13 protein-coding genes and 1 pseudogene are annotated in these 13758 nt (G+C 69.6%); 6 read left to right on the forward strand and 8 right to left on the reverse strand.

The features are described 5' to 3' along the window. Nucleotides 1-79 precede the first annotated feature (79 nt). Nucleotides 80-1540: a multicopper oxidase family protein gene (locus tag IE317_RS36890; RefSeq protein WP_191315987.1), complete on the reverse strand. Its 1461-nt coding sequence runs from the start codon at nt 1538-1540 to the stop codon at nt 80-82. 255 nt (nt 1541-1795) lie between these two features. After that, entirely contained in the window at nt 1796-3082 is a 1287-nt protein-coding gene (locus IE317_RS36895) for a DNA polymerase Y family protein (protein WP_191315988.1), read from the reverse strand. Nucleotides 3083-3125: 43 nt separating this feature from the next. Between IE317_RS36895 and IE317_RS36900 the strand changes: the two genes are divergently transcribed. After that, a complete protein-coding gene (locus IE317_RS36900; RefSeq protein WP_229903106.1) occupies nt 3126-3974 on the forward strand; it encodes a maleylpyruvate isomerase N-terminal domain-containing protein in 849 nt (282 codons plus the stop codon). 138 nt (nt 3975-4112) lie between these two features. Here the strand turns inward: IE317_RS36900 and IE317_RS36905 are convergent, their stop codons facing one another. Next, nucleotides 4113-4289 carry a hypothetical protein gene (locus tag IE317_RS36905; protein ID WP_191315989.1) on the reverse strand — a complete coding sequence of 59 codons (177 nt, stop codon included), beginning with the start codon at nt 4287-4289 and terminating at the stop codon, nt 4113-4115. 91 nt (nt 4290-4380) lie between these two features. Continuing rightward, nucleotides 4381-5197 (reverse strand): annotated as a pseudogene (locus tag IE317_RS36910) (IS5 family transposase). A 219-nt stretch (nt 5198-5416) separates the two neighbouring features. Here IE317_RS36910 and IE317_RS36915 point away from each other — a divergent pair. Continuing rightward, nucleotides 5417-6190, forward strand: coding sequence for a hypothetical protein (locus tag IE317_RS36915; RefSeq protein WP_191315990.1), 774 nt, complete (start codon nt 5417-5419; stop codon nt 6188-6190). Nucleotides 6191-6795: 605 nt separating this feature from the next. Further along, nucleotides 6796-7245: an OsmC family protein gene (locus tag IE317_RS36920; protein WP_191315991.1), complete on the forward strand. Its 450-nt coding sequence runs from the start codon at nt 6796-6798 to the stop codon at nt 7243-7245. 15 nt (nt 7246-7260) lie between these two features. Here IE317_RS36920 and IE317_RS36925 read toward each other — a convergent pair whose 3' ends face one another. Beyond that, the gene (locus IE317_RS36925; protein WP_191315992.1) at nt 7261-7503 is read right to left on the reverse strand and encodes a hypothetical protein; all 243 of its coding nucleotides are present in this window, start codon (nt 7501-7503) and stop codon (nt 7261-7263) included. Nucleotides 7504-7665: 162 nt separating this feature from the next. On the opposite strand from IE317_RS36925, the gene IE317_RS36930 reads away from it, so the two are divergent. Together IE317_RS36930 and IE317_RS36935 are read left to right on the forward strand one after the other, a co-directional pair. Beyond that, nucleotides 7666-8118 carry a hypothetical protein gene (locus IE317_RS36930; protein ID WP_191315993.1) on the forward strand — a complete coding sequence of 151 codons (453 nt, stop codon included), beginning with the start codon at nt 7666-7668 and terminating at the stop codon, nt 8116-8118. Between the two features lie 20 nt (nt 8119-8138). Beyond that, the gene (locus IE317_RS36935) at nt 8139-9284 is read left to right on the forward strand and encodes a zinc-dependent alcohol dehydrogenase (RefSeq protein ID WP_229903107.1); all 1146 of its coding nucleotides are present in this window, start codon (nt 8139-8141) and stop codon (nt 9282-9284) included. Between the two features lie 230 nt (nt 9285-9514). On the opposite strand, the gene IE317_RS36940 is transcribed toward IE317_RS36935, so the two are convergent. From IE317_RS36940 to IE317_RS36950, 3 genes are all read right to left on the reverse strand, one after another. After that, nucleotides 9515-10252, reverse strand: coding sequence for a GAF and ANTAR domain-containing protein (locus IE317_RS36940; RefSeq protein ID WP_191315995.1), 738 nt, complete (start codon nt 10250-10252; stop codon nt 9515-9517). 1511 nt (nt 10253-11763) lie between these two features. Continuing rightward, nucleotides 11764-12282: an STAS domain-containing protein gene (locus IE317_RS36945; protein WP_229903108.1), complete on the reverse strand. Its 519-nt coding sequence runs from the start codon at nt 12280-12282 to the stop codon at nt 11764-11766. Nucleotides 12283-12844: 562 nt separating this feature from the next. Then, nucleotides 12845-13087, reverse strand: coding sequence for an acyl carrier protein (locus tag IE317_RS36950; RefSeq protein WP_191315996.1), 243 nt, complete (start codon nt 13085-13087; stop codon nt 12845-12847). Between the two features lie 159 nt (nt 13088-13246). Between IE317_RS36950 and IE317_RS36955 the strand changes: the two genes are divergently transcribed. Continuing rightward, the coding region (locus IE317_RS36955; RefSeq protein WP_229903109.1) for a glycosyltransferase at nt 13247-13758 on the forward strand (512 nt) is incomplete at its 3' end.

The following is a 13758-nucleotide window of genomic DNA, read 5'->3' on the forward strand; positions in this document are numbered from 1 at the left end:
GAGCGTGGCGGTCAACGAGTGCCGAACCGCCGGGAGCCGGGGCAGGCGGACGCGCCCGCCTGCCCCGCGTGCCCACCCGTCAGGGAACGATCTCCATCTGCGCCATCATGCCGAGGGTCGAGTGGTCGAGGAAGTGACAGTGGTACACGTACCGGCCGACGTAGTCGGTGAAGGTGGTCTGCAGCCGGACCCACTCACCCGGACCGAGGAAGACCGTGTCCTTGCGGCCCACGTCGTCCGGTCCCGGCGGGCCGCCGTTGCGGTCGAGCACGCGGAATTGCTCGAGGTGCAGGTGGAACGAGTGGGGCGCACCGAAGACGGTGTCGGTGTTGCGGACGGTCCAGATCTCGGTCGCGCCGCGCTTGACCTTGATGTCCACCCGGTTGGGGTCGTAGACCTGCTCGTTGACCAGGCCGACGAAGGTCGTCTCGTCGAACCGCATGGTGATTTCCCGCTGGACGGTCGCCGTCCCCGGCGCGGGCAACGGCCGCAACGTGGCGGGCACGCGGCTGCTGTCGGGCGCGAGGCGCGTCACGTCGAATCGGAGCACCGGTCCCGAGATGTCCTTGAGCACCAGGTGCGAACCCAGGGGCACCTGCGAGAAGTCGACCACGATGTCGACCCGCTCCGCGGATCCGAGCAGGATTTCCGACCGCGGCACCGGCGCGGGCAGCAGCCCGCCGTCGGAGGCGATCTGCGTCATCTGGACGCCGCCCAGGGTGAGGCGGAACTGCCGCTCGTTGGAGGTGTTGAGCAGCCGGAACCGGTACTTGCGGGCCGCGACCTGGAAGTACGGGTTCACCACACCGTTGGTGAGGATGGTGGTGCGGTCCGGGGGGAAGTTCGGGTAGACCATGGCCCCGTTGGCGTCGAGCTGGATGTCGCGGAGCATGATCGGCACGTCGTACTGTTCCGAAGGCAGGTTCAGGCCGCGCTCCGCCTCGTCGTCGAGGATGTAGAAGCCGTGGAGTCCCCGGTAGACGTTCTCGGCCTCGAGGTGGTGGGCGTGGTCGTGGTACCAGAGGGTCGCGCCCTGCTGGCGGTTCGGGTAGTGGTAAGTCCGGCTCTGCCCCGGGTCGAGCAGGTCCATCGGGTAGCCGTCGTCGGCCTGGGCGTTGTGCCCGCCGTGCAGGTGCACGTTGGACGGGACGTCCAGCTGGTTGGTGAACGTCACCTCCACCGGCGTGCCGGTCCTGGCGCGGATCGTGGGCCCGACGAACTGGCCGCCGAACGAGCGCACCGGCGCCGGCTTGCCGGGCAGGAAGGCGTGCTGCGCCGCCTTGATCGGGATCTTGTACACGTCTACGCCGTCGCCGCGCCGCATCGGCGTCAGCTGCTGCGGTATCGGCAGCCGCTGGGAGAACAAAACCCCCAGCCCCGCCGCCGGGCGGCCCCCGCCCGCCGCGGAGCCCGCGGCCGGGGCATGCCCGGTGTGTTCCGCGGCGCTCGGTTCCCGGGTCAGTGCCGAAGGCAGCAGCGCCGCCCCACCGACCACGCCTCCGGCCGTCGCCCACCCCAGTAGTTTTCTTCGGTTCAACATCACCGCTCCTCGGAGCTCATTGTTGTTTTCGGCACCGGATTCCGGCGCTTCTCCCCGCAGCGATACTCTGTCGTGAGGAGCGAGCGGGCATCTCCCTAAATGCGAAATCTTCACCGCAAGGGTGAGAGTCCAAAGAAGGAATAGATCGGCTCGCCGACCGGGCGTGATGTTTAGGTCACTGTGCCGAACGGCCGATCCACCCTTTGGTCGCGGGTAATTTTCCCACCGGCGCGACCCGCTCACCAACTCGATCATTCAGTCAAAAGGGACAACCGCTGAATGTCGCGGAATATGGGGAAGTGCTCGAGGAGGTGATTCGGGATCAAGAGGCGATGCGGAAAGTAGCCAGGGGATCGCCTTGTGCAAGCGGAACGGGACGAGGCAACACAAAGGGCCCGTGAGCGGCGGTGTGCTGCTCACGGGCCCTGCAAGTGTGTCCGTCGGGCTGACAGGATTTGAACCTGCGACCCCTTGACCTGCCGCCGAGACCGGGTCGGCAGGCACGAGCGCCGGTGAGGGGACGGGCAAGCGTCCCGGCCATGGGCGGTCTTCGAGCACGGGGCGTCGGGGTTCGCCCCATGGAATGAGCCGGACGCGCTCGCCGGGGCCGCGGCCGCCGTCCAGCAGCGGAGTGTACACCGCGTCGGGGCCGAGCAGGCCCTGGATCCGTACCAGTGCCCGGCCGGCGCGCTCGGCGGCGTCGGCGTCCTGGCCGATCGCGCCGAGCTGCAGCTGCAGCGCCTGCCCGCCGACGACCTCCTCGGGATCGAGGGTCAGCCGCACGATCCCGGCGCTGGGGCGGTCGCCGTCGCGGACGGTGAGCCAGCCTTCGCATTGCCAGCGCACCCGGTCCGCAGGAGCGCGGGCGGTCAGTGGCTCGGCGCACCGCCACACTCGCACCCGCTGCTCACCGGCCTCGGTGAGCGCGGTGATCGTCAGCCGGGTGCAGGCGAGCCCGTGTCGGGCGAGTCCGGCGAAGAACCGTTCGCCGAGGGTCTTGGCGACGAACGCGGCTTCGTCGACCCGCTGCAGCGGATGCTCGAAGGTCTCGGTGATCGCCAGATCCGGCGGGAGAGCTCGGCGGACCGGCGGTCGCTGCGTGAGGCCCCGGGCGAGCCGGTGCGCGATGATTGCGTCCCGTGGAAACCTGCCGGCGATCTCACGTTCGGTGAGCGCGGCGAACGCGCCGAGCGTGCGCAGGCCCAGCCGCTGCAGCAGCCCGACTAGTTCGTCCCGCTCCTCGCCCGGCTGGTCCGGTTCAGCGACCGGCAAGGGAGCCAGGAAGCCGGCTGCCCCTCCAGGCGGGACGAAGGTTGCACGGTGGGCGGCGAGGGTCGCGGCGAACAGCCCGTCGGCGATACCGACCTGGCACTCGACACCAGCGCGGACTTCGACCTCGGTGATCAGCAGCTCGGCGAGGGCTTCTTCGCCGCCGAAGTACCCGGCCGCACCAGCGACCGGGACGGCGACGATCCGGGGCCGGCCTACTTCCGCCGTGCCGCGGCCCCCGGTTCGGCACAGGTGAAGAAGCCTGCCGGCCATGGTGACCGCTACGGTGGCGCAGGCCTGACCGGGAGGAGGGGTCGTGGACGTTACGATCACCGGAGAGCAGTGGGCGGCGGCCCGTGCCGCGCTCGCCGACGCGGGACAGCGGTTCGCCGACCTGGTCGAATCCGCCACGGTCCCCGGCGCCCTGGCCACCGAAGCATGGTCGATCGCCGAGACCGCGGCCCACGTCGTCGGGATCGCGTCCTCCTATACGGTGATGATCGACCCGCACTCCCCGCCCTCCGCCGGGTACGAGTTCCTGGACCTGGTGCCGGGGACGACCATCCATTCGGTGGCCGAGCTCAACCGGACGGCGCTGGACGCCTTCGCCGAGCGGGACGTGGTCGTGCTCGCGCGGGGGATGCGGACCGCGGTGGCCGAGATCCTCGCGCGCAGCGAGGGGATGGACCCCGCCACGCCCATCGACTGGCTCGGGGGCTCGCGGGTGCCGGTCGCGGGAATCCTTGCCCACCTCGTCAACGAGCTGCTGATCCACGGCGGGGACATCGCGCGCGCAGAGGGGCGCGCGTGGGCGATCCCGTCGTGGCAGGCGGCATTGTTCCTCGAGCTGTTCCTCGTGGGGATGGTCCGCACGGACCCGGGCGAGATCCTCGACGCGCGGAATCCGCCGGCGCGGCGGATCGCGGTCGAGTTCCGCTCCCGCCACACGACCACCGTGACGCTGGTGCTCCGCGGCGGCCGGCTCACGGCCGAAGGCCCGGGCAGCGATCCGGACGCGATCGTGTCGTTCGAGCCGGCGGCGTTGAACCTGATGCTGTTCCACCGGCTCGGCAGGCTGTCGGCGATGTGCCGGGGAAAGGTACGGGTGCACGGCAGGCGGCCGTGGCTGCTGGTGCCGTTCATGCGCGTCCTCCGCATGCCCTGACGTGCGGTGGTGGGCCGAGCCGATCCCACCTGGTGCGTGCACGGCGCACCCGGCCGCCCGGCCCGCGGGACCCGGACCGGCGCGCACCGGCGTGCGCCGGTCTGCGAACGAGCCGCAGTTCGTCCGCACCACACGCAGTCAGGTCTTCTTCAAGGCCCTGGCGAACATGCGTACGTCCTCGACGAACAGGTCCGGCTCTTCCATCGCAGGGTAGTGGCCGCCGCGGTCGTACTCGGTCCAGCGGATGATCGTCGGGAAGTCGCGTTCGGCGAAACGGCGGATGGCCACGAACGCGGCGTGCGGGAACACCGCCACCCCGAGCGGGACCGGCAGCGGTGGGAACCGGCCGATCCGCGCGTTGATCGGGAGCTGCTCGGCACTCTCGTAGTACGTCTGAGAGCTTGTCTCATGTGGTGAGTTTGCGGAGCTTCTTGTGGCAGGTGAGGGCTGCGCCGAGGATGAGGAAGGCGAGGAAGTGCTCTGCTTTGCGTTCGTAGCGCAGGGTGAGGCGGCGGTATCGGTGAGCCAGGCCATGGTGCGTTCGATGACCCAGCGGTGCTTGCCGGGTTTCTTGCTGGTCTCGATGCCTTTGCGGGCAATGCGGACCTTGATGCCGCGGTCGCGGACCCAGCGCCGCAGGCCTGGTTGGTCGGAGGCCTTATCGGCGTGCAGTTTGGCGGGCTTGCGCCGGCGTGGGCTGTGCCGGGACTTGATCGCCGGGATTGCCATGATCAGGGGTTTGAGGGCATGGATGTCGTGGGTGTTGGCTGTTGAGATGGCCACGACTAGCGGTAGCCCGGCGCGGTCGGACAGGGCGTGGATTTTCGAGCCGGGCTTGCCTCGATCGACGGGGCTCCGACCGGTCAGAGATCCCCTTTTTTGGCCCGCACGCAGGCACCGTCCACGATCGCGCGGCTCCAGTCGATGAGGCCTTGACTGCCGAGTTCATCCAGCACCGCATGATGCAGCCGGCGCCAGAGCCCATCTTTGGTCCACTGGCTGAAGCGGCGGTGCGCGGTCTGGAACGGCACCCTGAACGACGGAGGCAGATCCCGCCACGCACAGCCGCTGGTCAGCACGTACACGATCGCCGTGAACACCGCACGAGCCTCCACCGGAGCCGTCCCGCCTCCTTGCGGACGCGGCCGGAACCCCGGAATCAACGGCTCAACCAGCTCCCACAACTCGTCCGGCACCAAGCGCAGCGACAACCGATCAACCACGAGCAAGATCATGGCTCAGGAAGCATCGATCACCACGTAAGACACGCGCTAAAGCTGCAGGTCAGTGGCGAACTTCAGTGTGGGGTTATAGATCAACTCGGTCCTCGGACACATATTCGTGGCAAGCCTGCCACATCTGACGCACCAGTGCTCGAAGGCACTTCAACACGCTGATCAAGCGCTCTCTCAGTTGCCCCGCCCGTCGGGTGGGTGGTCGTCATGACCGGCGCCGTGATCAAGCCGCTGGTCTTCCCGGCTCTTCCTGACGGAGGGCGTCCCACGGGCGCACCGGCTGGTCCACAAAGTGGTCGGCGAACGCTGCCGCTGCCTGTTGTTCCGACGCCGCGCACCAGCACTGTCGTGTACGGGCTGGCGGCGGTGGACTGCCGGGGCCGCGTTGCCCATCATGCGGTGATTACAGCCCTTGGCTGGCTACCCGGTATCCGCCTGGATATCCACGAGTCGTGCGGGCTGCTCGTCCTTCGTCCTGACGCGCAGGGCGTCTTCAGCGTGACCAACGAGGGGCACCTTCGGCTGCCCGCGGCCGTTCGGCACTGCTGTGGGCCGATTCCCGGGGATCGGGTCCTGCTGGCTGCCGATCCTGGGCGTGACGTGCTGATCGTGCATCCGCCGGCTGTGCTCGACGCCCTGCTCGCCCCGCGCCACGCCGAGCTGGACGCCGCGCGGCTGCTGCTGGCCCGGATGGGCGTCTCGGCCGAAGACCTCCTTACTGCACCTGCCAGCCGTCCGCCGGTGCCGACGTTCGCGGAGTACATCCCGACCGTCTCAGCGGCCGTCACCGACGGCACCCGCCGCGTGTACGGGCCCCTGCTGGAACCGCATCGCCGAGCATTGGGGCCACCGTCACCTGGACGAGCCGACACCGCCGGAGATCAAGCAGCTGGTGGAGTGGATGCCAGCAGCGAAGGTGCGGGTGAGAGTCCCCTCGGGGGCACCACGCAGACCATCATCACCCTGATCGGCCTCGGCTGACCGGCACGCTGGTCATCGAGGGCACGTACGACCTCTCGTCGATGCGCGGGAGGCGGTGACGGGCTCCTCGTCCAGTGTCAGCAGGTTCGTTACCACGATGCTGAGCATTGTCATCGGCTTGGGCTTCTTCTTCGGTTTCGGGAAACGTCCTGGCTTTGGCGTTCCGGATCGGTGTGCCGCCTACGTCGCGCCGCTGGTGGCCCCGGCGCCGGACCCGGCCGTGCTCGGGCGGGTGCGACAGTTCGCCGTCCGGCGCCGTAGCCGAGCCGGAACCTGCCCGGGCGATTCGAGGAAATTGCGCGACCGTGCGATCCGCAAAGCAGACGGCGATGGCGATGCCGTACGAGCAGCTGCTCGAGGTGGCCGTGGCCCGGGGTTGCCTCAACCATGCCGTTGCTCGCGATGGCCGCCACCCCGGCCGAGGGCCGGCCTTGACCGACCGGATTGAGGACCCGGCATGAGTAGCGCTTCCCCAGCCCCGTTTTCGAGGGAGCCCGGTTGATGGACGGTTGACGCGCGGCCGGGTGGACGTGGCCGCGCACCGTGTGGATCGGGAGCGCGGGGGTACCAGGGACGAGCAAGCTGGTCCTCTGAGCGGAGACGCGATGGCTGGAGAAATCTACTCGACGGAGGCGACGTCGAGCCGCGGCAGCGTTCGGGTCGACGGACGTGGCGACCTGGCCTTCGCGGTCGGCGAGCCGGGCGGCGGCACCGCGGATCCGCTGAACCCTGAGCGGCTTTACGCCGCGGCGCTGGCCACCTGCCTGCACCAGTCGCTGACGATCGCCGCGACGTCGTTGGCGGTGGAGGCCGGCGAGAGCGTCGTCACCGCCAAGGTCACCTTGGCCGCACGCGGCGACGGCAGCTACGAATTGCGCGCGACGGTCGAGATGTACCTGCCCGGCGCGACCACCGACTCGCTCTACGACGCCGTGACCCGCGAGGCGCTGCGACTGTGCCCGCTCGTCGGCGACAAGGTCGCGGTGACGTTCGACCGTGAACGCGGTCTGGCACTGCAGAACCACCGCGGTCCCGCCGACCCCGGGCAGAACTGATCGCCGGGATGAGGCTCAGCCGCCGCGCTGGACGATGGCCGTGGTCAGCGTAGCGGCGATCATTTCGAACTCGTGATCGGTCGCTTCCTCCTCGTCCAGCTGAGCTCGCAGGTCGGTGCGGGTGATGACGTCACTCGCCCCGGCGGTCTTGGCGCCGGTCGGCTCGATCTCCATGCGGCCGCCGGTCAGCACCAGCACCGGGTCGGCCAGGGAAGAAGCGAGCAGGCGGCGCAGGTCGTCGATGGTCACTTTCAGCATGTCGTGCTCCCGTTTTTCGGCCGAAGCGATCGGCGGACTCATACCCGAGCTGCGGGCCCGATACACGCGCGGCTACCGGTGAGGCGCCCGATCGAGGTGTGTTCGCGGGCAGAGGGGGAAGCCAGGCGGGACACAGTCTCCGGAAGAAATCGAGGAACCGGCATGAAGTGGCCGATCGGAGCACTCGCCTTCGCGGGGATCGCGGTGAGCGCGGCCGCGGTGCGGCGGAAGTCCGCCGAGCAGCCGAACCGCTGGCTCGGCGTCACCGTCAACCTGCCCCCGGAGGAGGTCGAGCGCGACCCGCGGTTGCGCGACGCTTTCGCCGCCCTCGCCGAGGAAGCCGAGACGCGCGTGCGGCCCGCGCCCGGCGGACGGGGGACGGAGCTGGCGGCCCGCCCACTGGAGCCGGCCCCGACCGGCCTGGGTGGCGCCGCGAAGCGGCTCGCCGGCCGTGACCCGCGGCAACCGGTGCGCAGCGCGCTGCGCGACATCAAGTCGCTGCTGGAAACGGGCGAAGTGCTCCGCCCGGACGCGCCGACCACCGGGCAACCGACGGCAGGCGGCGCGCTCGTCCGCCTGGCCACCCGGCGCGCCGGCGGGGAGGGACGGCTGTGAAGGCACTGTGCTGGCAAGGTGTGAACAAGCTGTCGGTCGAGCAGGTCCCCGACCCGGAGATCCGCAACGAGCAGGACGTCCTCCTCAAGGTCACCGCGACCACCACCTGCGGTTCGGACCTGCACCTCATCGGCGGGTACATCCCGGCCATGGAGGCCGGGGACGTGCTCGGCCACGAGTTCACCGGCGAGATCGTCGAGGTCGGCTCCCAGGTGCGCAAGCACCAGGTGGGCGACCGGGTGGTCGTCTGCTCGTTCATCGGCTGCGGCCGCTGCTGGTACTGCGCGCACGACCTGTGGGCGCTGTGCGACAACAGCAACACCAACCCGGGCATCGGCTCGGCGCTGTTCGGCTACGAACCCGGCGGCATCTTCGGCTACTCCCACGCGATGGGCGGGTTCCGGGGCAGCCACGCGGAGTACGTGCGCGTCCCCTTCGCCGACTACGGCGCTTTCCCGATTCCGGCAGGCATGGACGACGACACCGCGCTGTTCGCGTCCGACTCGGTGCCCACGGGCTGGATGGGCGCCGATCTCGGTGGCGTCCGGCCGGGGGACACCGTGGCCGTGTGGGGCTGCGGCGCGGTCGGGCAGATGGCGGCCAAGGCGGCGATGCTGCTCGGCGCCGAGCGGGTGTTCTCGATCGACCGCTACCCGTACCGGCTGCGGCTGACCGAACAGCACATCGGCTCCGAGACCATCGACTACTCGAGCACCGACGTCGGCGCCGAGCTGCGCGAACGCACCGGCGGCCGCGGGCCGGACGTGTGCATCGAAGCTGTCGGCATGGAAGCCCACAGCGCCGGGGCGCACCACCTCTACGACCAGGCCAAGCAGCAGCTGCGGCTGGAGACCGACCGGCCGGACGCGGTCCGCGAAGCCATCTACGCCTGCCGCAAGGGCGGCACGGTGTTCGTCCTCGGCGTGTTCGCCGGCGTTGTCGACAAGTTCCCGCTCGGCGCGATCATCAACAAGGGCCTCACCGTGCGCGGCTCGCAGCAGCACGGCCAGCGCTACGTGCCGATGCTGCTCGACCGGATGTCCCGCGGCGAGCTGTCCACCGCCCACCTGGCCACCCACCGCATGCCCCTGGACGACGGTCCGCGCGCGTACGACCTGTTCAAGCACAAGAAGGACGACTGCCTGCGGGCTGTCCTGCACCCCTGACCCGCGCCATCGAACGAGACCGGAGGAGGTTGCGCGGCTTCGTGAAAGGTTCCGGGATACCTTGATGTTCTCGGCCCGGCTGGACAACGTGGCTCGCGGATCGATCAGGCCCAGTACGACGACCTGCTGGTGAAGCGATCGCAGGAGCGGAACGTCAAGCTGCGCGAGGTTGCGGAGCGGTTCGTCGCCGACGTGCTGGACACCTGAGCCGCCTGCCCGACCGCCCAGGTTCAGGTCGGAGTGATGCCGGTGGCCTGGCCGACGAGCTGCACCGCGAGGTCGCGGAGTTTGCGGTTTTCGCGCTGGGACTGCTCGACGAGCAGGGTGAAAGCTTCGTCGGCGCCGACCTGACGGACGGCCATGAGGATGCCTTTGGCCTGGTCGATCACCGCGCGGCTGAGCAGGGCGGTGCGCAGGTGTTCGACGGTGTCGCGGGCGTGCTGGTAGCGGGAGTAGACGCGCAACGTCGGGGTCACGGCGCTGGTGTAGAGGTCGAGCAGCTTCTCGTCCAGCTCGGCGAAGCCGCCGCCTTGCCGGCTGTAGCAGTTCACCCCGCCCCCGTGCCCTTCGCTGACGACCAGCGGCGCGGACAGGAAGCTGCCGAACCCGGCGGCGGCCGCGTCGCGGGCGAAGTCGGGCCATCTTTCGGCCGCGTTGGCGACCGACACCCGGACCAGCTTCCCGGATGCCGCGGCCTCGATGCAGGGTCCGTGGCCGGCGGCGTACTGGCCGTGGTCGAGTGCGGTGACCGACTCGCCGGTGCTGGCGACGGTCGCGGGCCGGTCGTCGGTCAGCAGGGTGATGGTGGCTTCGTCGACTCCGGGCACGGCGTTGACGACCTGGGCGCACGTCTTGTGCAGCAGGACGGCGAAGTCGTCTTCGGTGTCCAGTGCCGCGGTCAGCGATTCCAGAGCGCCGGTGACTTCGTCGAGGACTGTGGGCCAGGACCTGCTGTGGGTGGTTGGCATGCTCATCTTCTCCTGCCGCTGCGTCGGCGCGGGAGGGACCACAGGGGAAGGGTGCGAGCGCGGCGGCGTCCCTCGAGGAACCGAGGTGACGTGGTTGTTCCGGGCCCGCTGCTGGACGAGGAGGACGCGCCGCACTCCGTCCCACGGCGAGGTCCCTCCGGCGTTCGCGCAAGCTCGGTGTGCTGCGAAGGTGACGTGCCACTGGACCGGCACGCACGATGAACCTCGGCTCCTCACGGTACCGCCCGGCGGCCCGTGCTGCGCGGTGTCACCCGTCCGTGGAACGCACCGCCCGATTCGGTCCCCGCAGCGTCACAGCCGGGCCCGCTCGACCGATCCCGGAGCGTCGACGATCACCGCGGCCAGCTCGTGAACCTTGCGGTGGTGCGCTGGGAAACGCCGACCAGCCAAGCGAACGCGCGTCGCGGTCCAGGTCGAGCCTGGGGTGCTCGTCGGCTTGGGCAACCAGGGGAGATCGTCGGCGTGGTTTGACGCGACCAGATCACCGCGTCGATGTGCGTGGGCGGAAGTTCCGTTCACTCTCGATCGCGCCGTCTCGGTCGCGGACCACGTGCCCGACGCGTCGCTTCCTCGCCGCCTGCCGGCCGGCGACCACGGCGTCCACGCGATGCGGGGAGGTGTTGGAGGCGCGGCGCCGCCCTCGACCCGGTTCTTCCACTGGCCGTCTTCGAAGTAGGTGTGCTCGGCGCGCACCCTGAAACAGAGCCGCCGCACACGCCGCGAGCTTCGCCACCCGGATGGTTCGGGGCGGTGATCGCGACGCTCGAGCTGAGGGTTGAACCCGAGGCCGTTCCCGATGGCGGATCGCGGAGATCCGCGGGCGGGTGGCTGTTTGCCTCACCGCTGCGCGGATTCCCGCGCAACCGAAATCGAACCATCGTGATGGGATGTCCGGCGAACACCCGTGATCGGCGACCGGCCGTCGACTTGACCGGGTTTTGGCTGAAGAGAACCGCTTCCGCTCAGCGAAGGCTGGGGGGAGACCTGCGAGCGGAAGCGGTGGCTGAAGGTCGATACGGGGAGTCGCCTCTCGGCGAGTGGCGCGACCCGGCTCCGGGATGAACCGGTGTTCCGGGAAGGCGGAAGGGCTGAGGCCCGGGGGACTCCGCCGTACCGACACCCCTTACAACGTCCGGCGCGGTGCGGTGTTCCCCGCCGGCGCCGACGGAGGGCGTGACGTGCGTCGCTCACCGCAGGCGGTGCCGTCGACGAGGGGTGATCGCGGCTGACATCCGGCCGGCCTGTTCCGTCCGGTCGCGAGTCGGGGAGAAAGACCAGCCACCGGACACCGGATCCGGCGGACGCTGGGGTATCCCGTCCTTTGCCCGGGAAGCCAGGGGACGAGCGGCGCGAGGAGTCCTCCTCGGCCATCGCTGTGGGGATCCCGGCCCGCCACGTGGTGGGCTTCGCGTTCACCCCGACATCTAAGTGAACGCCCCGCCGATCGGCGCCGACGGGCAGACCGGGGATATCGTCCACCTGCCGCGGACTCACTTCCGGCCGGTCGCATCGGCCGCCGGCGGTGGCGGGGACAGCGGAACTTCGCGCAGGGCATCGGCCAGGATCGGATAGATCCCGACCCGCGTGTCGACGCCGAAGATCCGCAGTGGGCGAAGGACCGGACGGGCAGCGGCGACGATCCCGATCCGGCGGCGCTCGGCGCGGGCCCGGCCCACGGCGCCCTCGATCGCACGCACCCCCGCCGAGCCGAAGAAGGTCACCCCGGACAAGTCCAGTACGAGGCCGGCCGGCAAGTCCTGCCACAACGCTCGCTGCAGCAGGCGGACGGAACCGGTGTCGATCTCGCCGGCGGCGGAGATGATCGCCAGATCGTGCCGCCAGGGAATTGTTCGTACAGTCAGGATCGTTTCGGCGTACTGGTGGGTGGATTTCCGGCCCGTCGCGGTGGGAATGCGTGGAGAATGCGAAATTCGTGAAGGCATGGCTACATGCTCCCGAACGAGTCGGGGCGAAGCGTCGGTGCGGCCACCGAGAAGATTCGAGCGCAACAGGGAGGAGGCCCGGCACCTCGCCGTGACATCTGTCGTCAGACGAGGATCTGCGCAGCTACGGGTTCAACCACGCTCTGCATCATGCTAGGCGCATTTTTGCGGTTTGTCGCGGGTAGCGGTGACCGAAAAGATATTCACATGTGGACGGTCGTCATCGGCGGGAGATCCACGGGTGGCTCCGGCGTGGTGCGGGTGGTGACGTCGGAGTCCGTGGTCCTGCTGCGCTCTCCCACCTGGGTCGTGCTCGCCGGCCCAGGTGGTGAGGACCGGTTCGATCGCCGAGTACACGTCGGGATCGACGGGCAGGTCCACGTGGGTACCGCGGACCTCGGCGTGGGTAGGACTGGGGTCGAGGGACGACTGCCACGGCCCGCGATGGCGCCGCGGCGGGCGCAAGAACACTGGCAACGCCGGCACATCGGGCGGCAACGGAGCCGTGAGGCCGGCCACGTTGTCCTCGCGGCGGCGGCCGGTGAGGCAGTCCGCGTCAGCAGGCCGGGCGGTCCGCGGCGGATAGGTCGATCGGCTCCCGTTCCGGGTGAACGGGAGCCGATCGCCGTCAGGAGACGGCCGGGCCCGACTCGGAGCTACCGGATAGCTCCTTGATGAACTCGTGGCATTGCCGCGCACGCGCGGAATCCTCGTCCATCACGCGGCGGAAGAAGTCAGCGATGTCCGAGCGACCGGCGTTGTCGGCGTCGCGGACGTACTGGCCGTAGTCGTGTCCGGCCTTCAAAGAGTGGTACTGGACCGATATCAGGTCGAACGTGACGTCGTCGAAACCGGTTTCTCCGGTGGCCATGGCAGTTCCTTCCGTGGTCGGTTTCTTGGTTCCGGCGCCGGAACCGGCGGTCGCGGAGATGTTCCCGGTTGTCAGGCGGTTAACCGTGCGACCTGATCCCCAAGGCGATCCGGACGCCGGCCGAGGTGTAGTTTTCCCACTTCCGGGCTACTCCGCACCATGACGACGGCAACCCATCGACCGGCTTACGTCCTGCCGCTGCGCCACGACCGCGACGCCGAGCTCACCGAGTTGACCGCGTACCTGCGGTGGCTGTCCGAGCGGGCGGAGGTCGTGGTCGTCGACGGCTCGGCGCCGCGCTGGTTCCAACGGCACCGGCGAGCGTGGGGAGATCTGGTCGTCCACGTCCCTCCCGATCCGGAGCTGCGGTGTGCCAACGGAAAAGTTTCCGGCGTCATCACCGGTCTGCGTCTGGTGCGGGCGGAGCAGGTGGTCATCGCCGATGACGACGTCCGGTACGACGGAGAGACCCTCGCAGCGGTGGCCGGGGCCCTCGACGGCGCCGACCTGGTCGTGCCCCAGAACTACTTCCGGCCGGCGCCGTGGCACTGCCGGTGGGACACCGCCCGCAGCCTGCTCAACCGGGCGCTCGCGCACGACTATCCCGGGACGCTGGCCGTGCGGCGCACCGCCTTTCACCGGTTCGGCTGCTACGACGGCGAAGTGCTCTT

This window comes from Amycolatopsis bullii, from assembly GCF_014654205.1.
GTDB lineage: Bacteria > Actinomycetota > Actinomycetes > Mycobacteriales > Pseudonocardiaceae > Amycolatopsis > Amycolatopsis plumensis.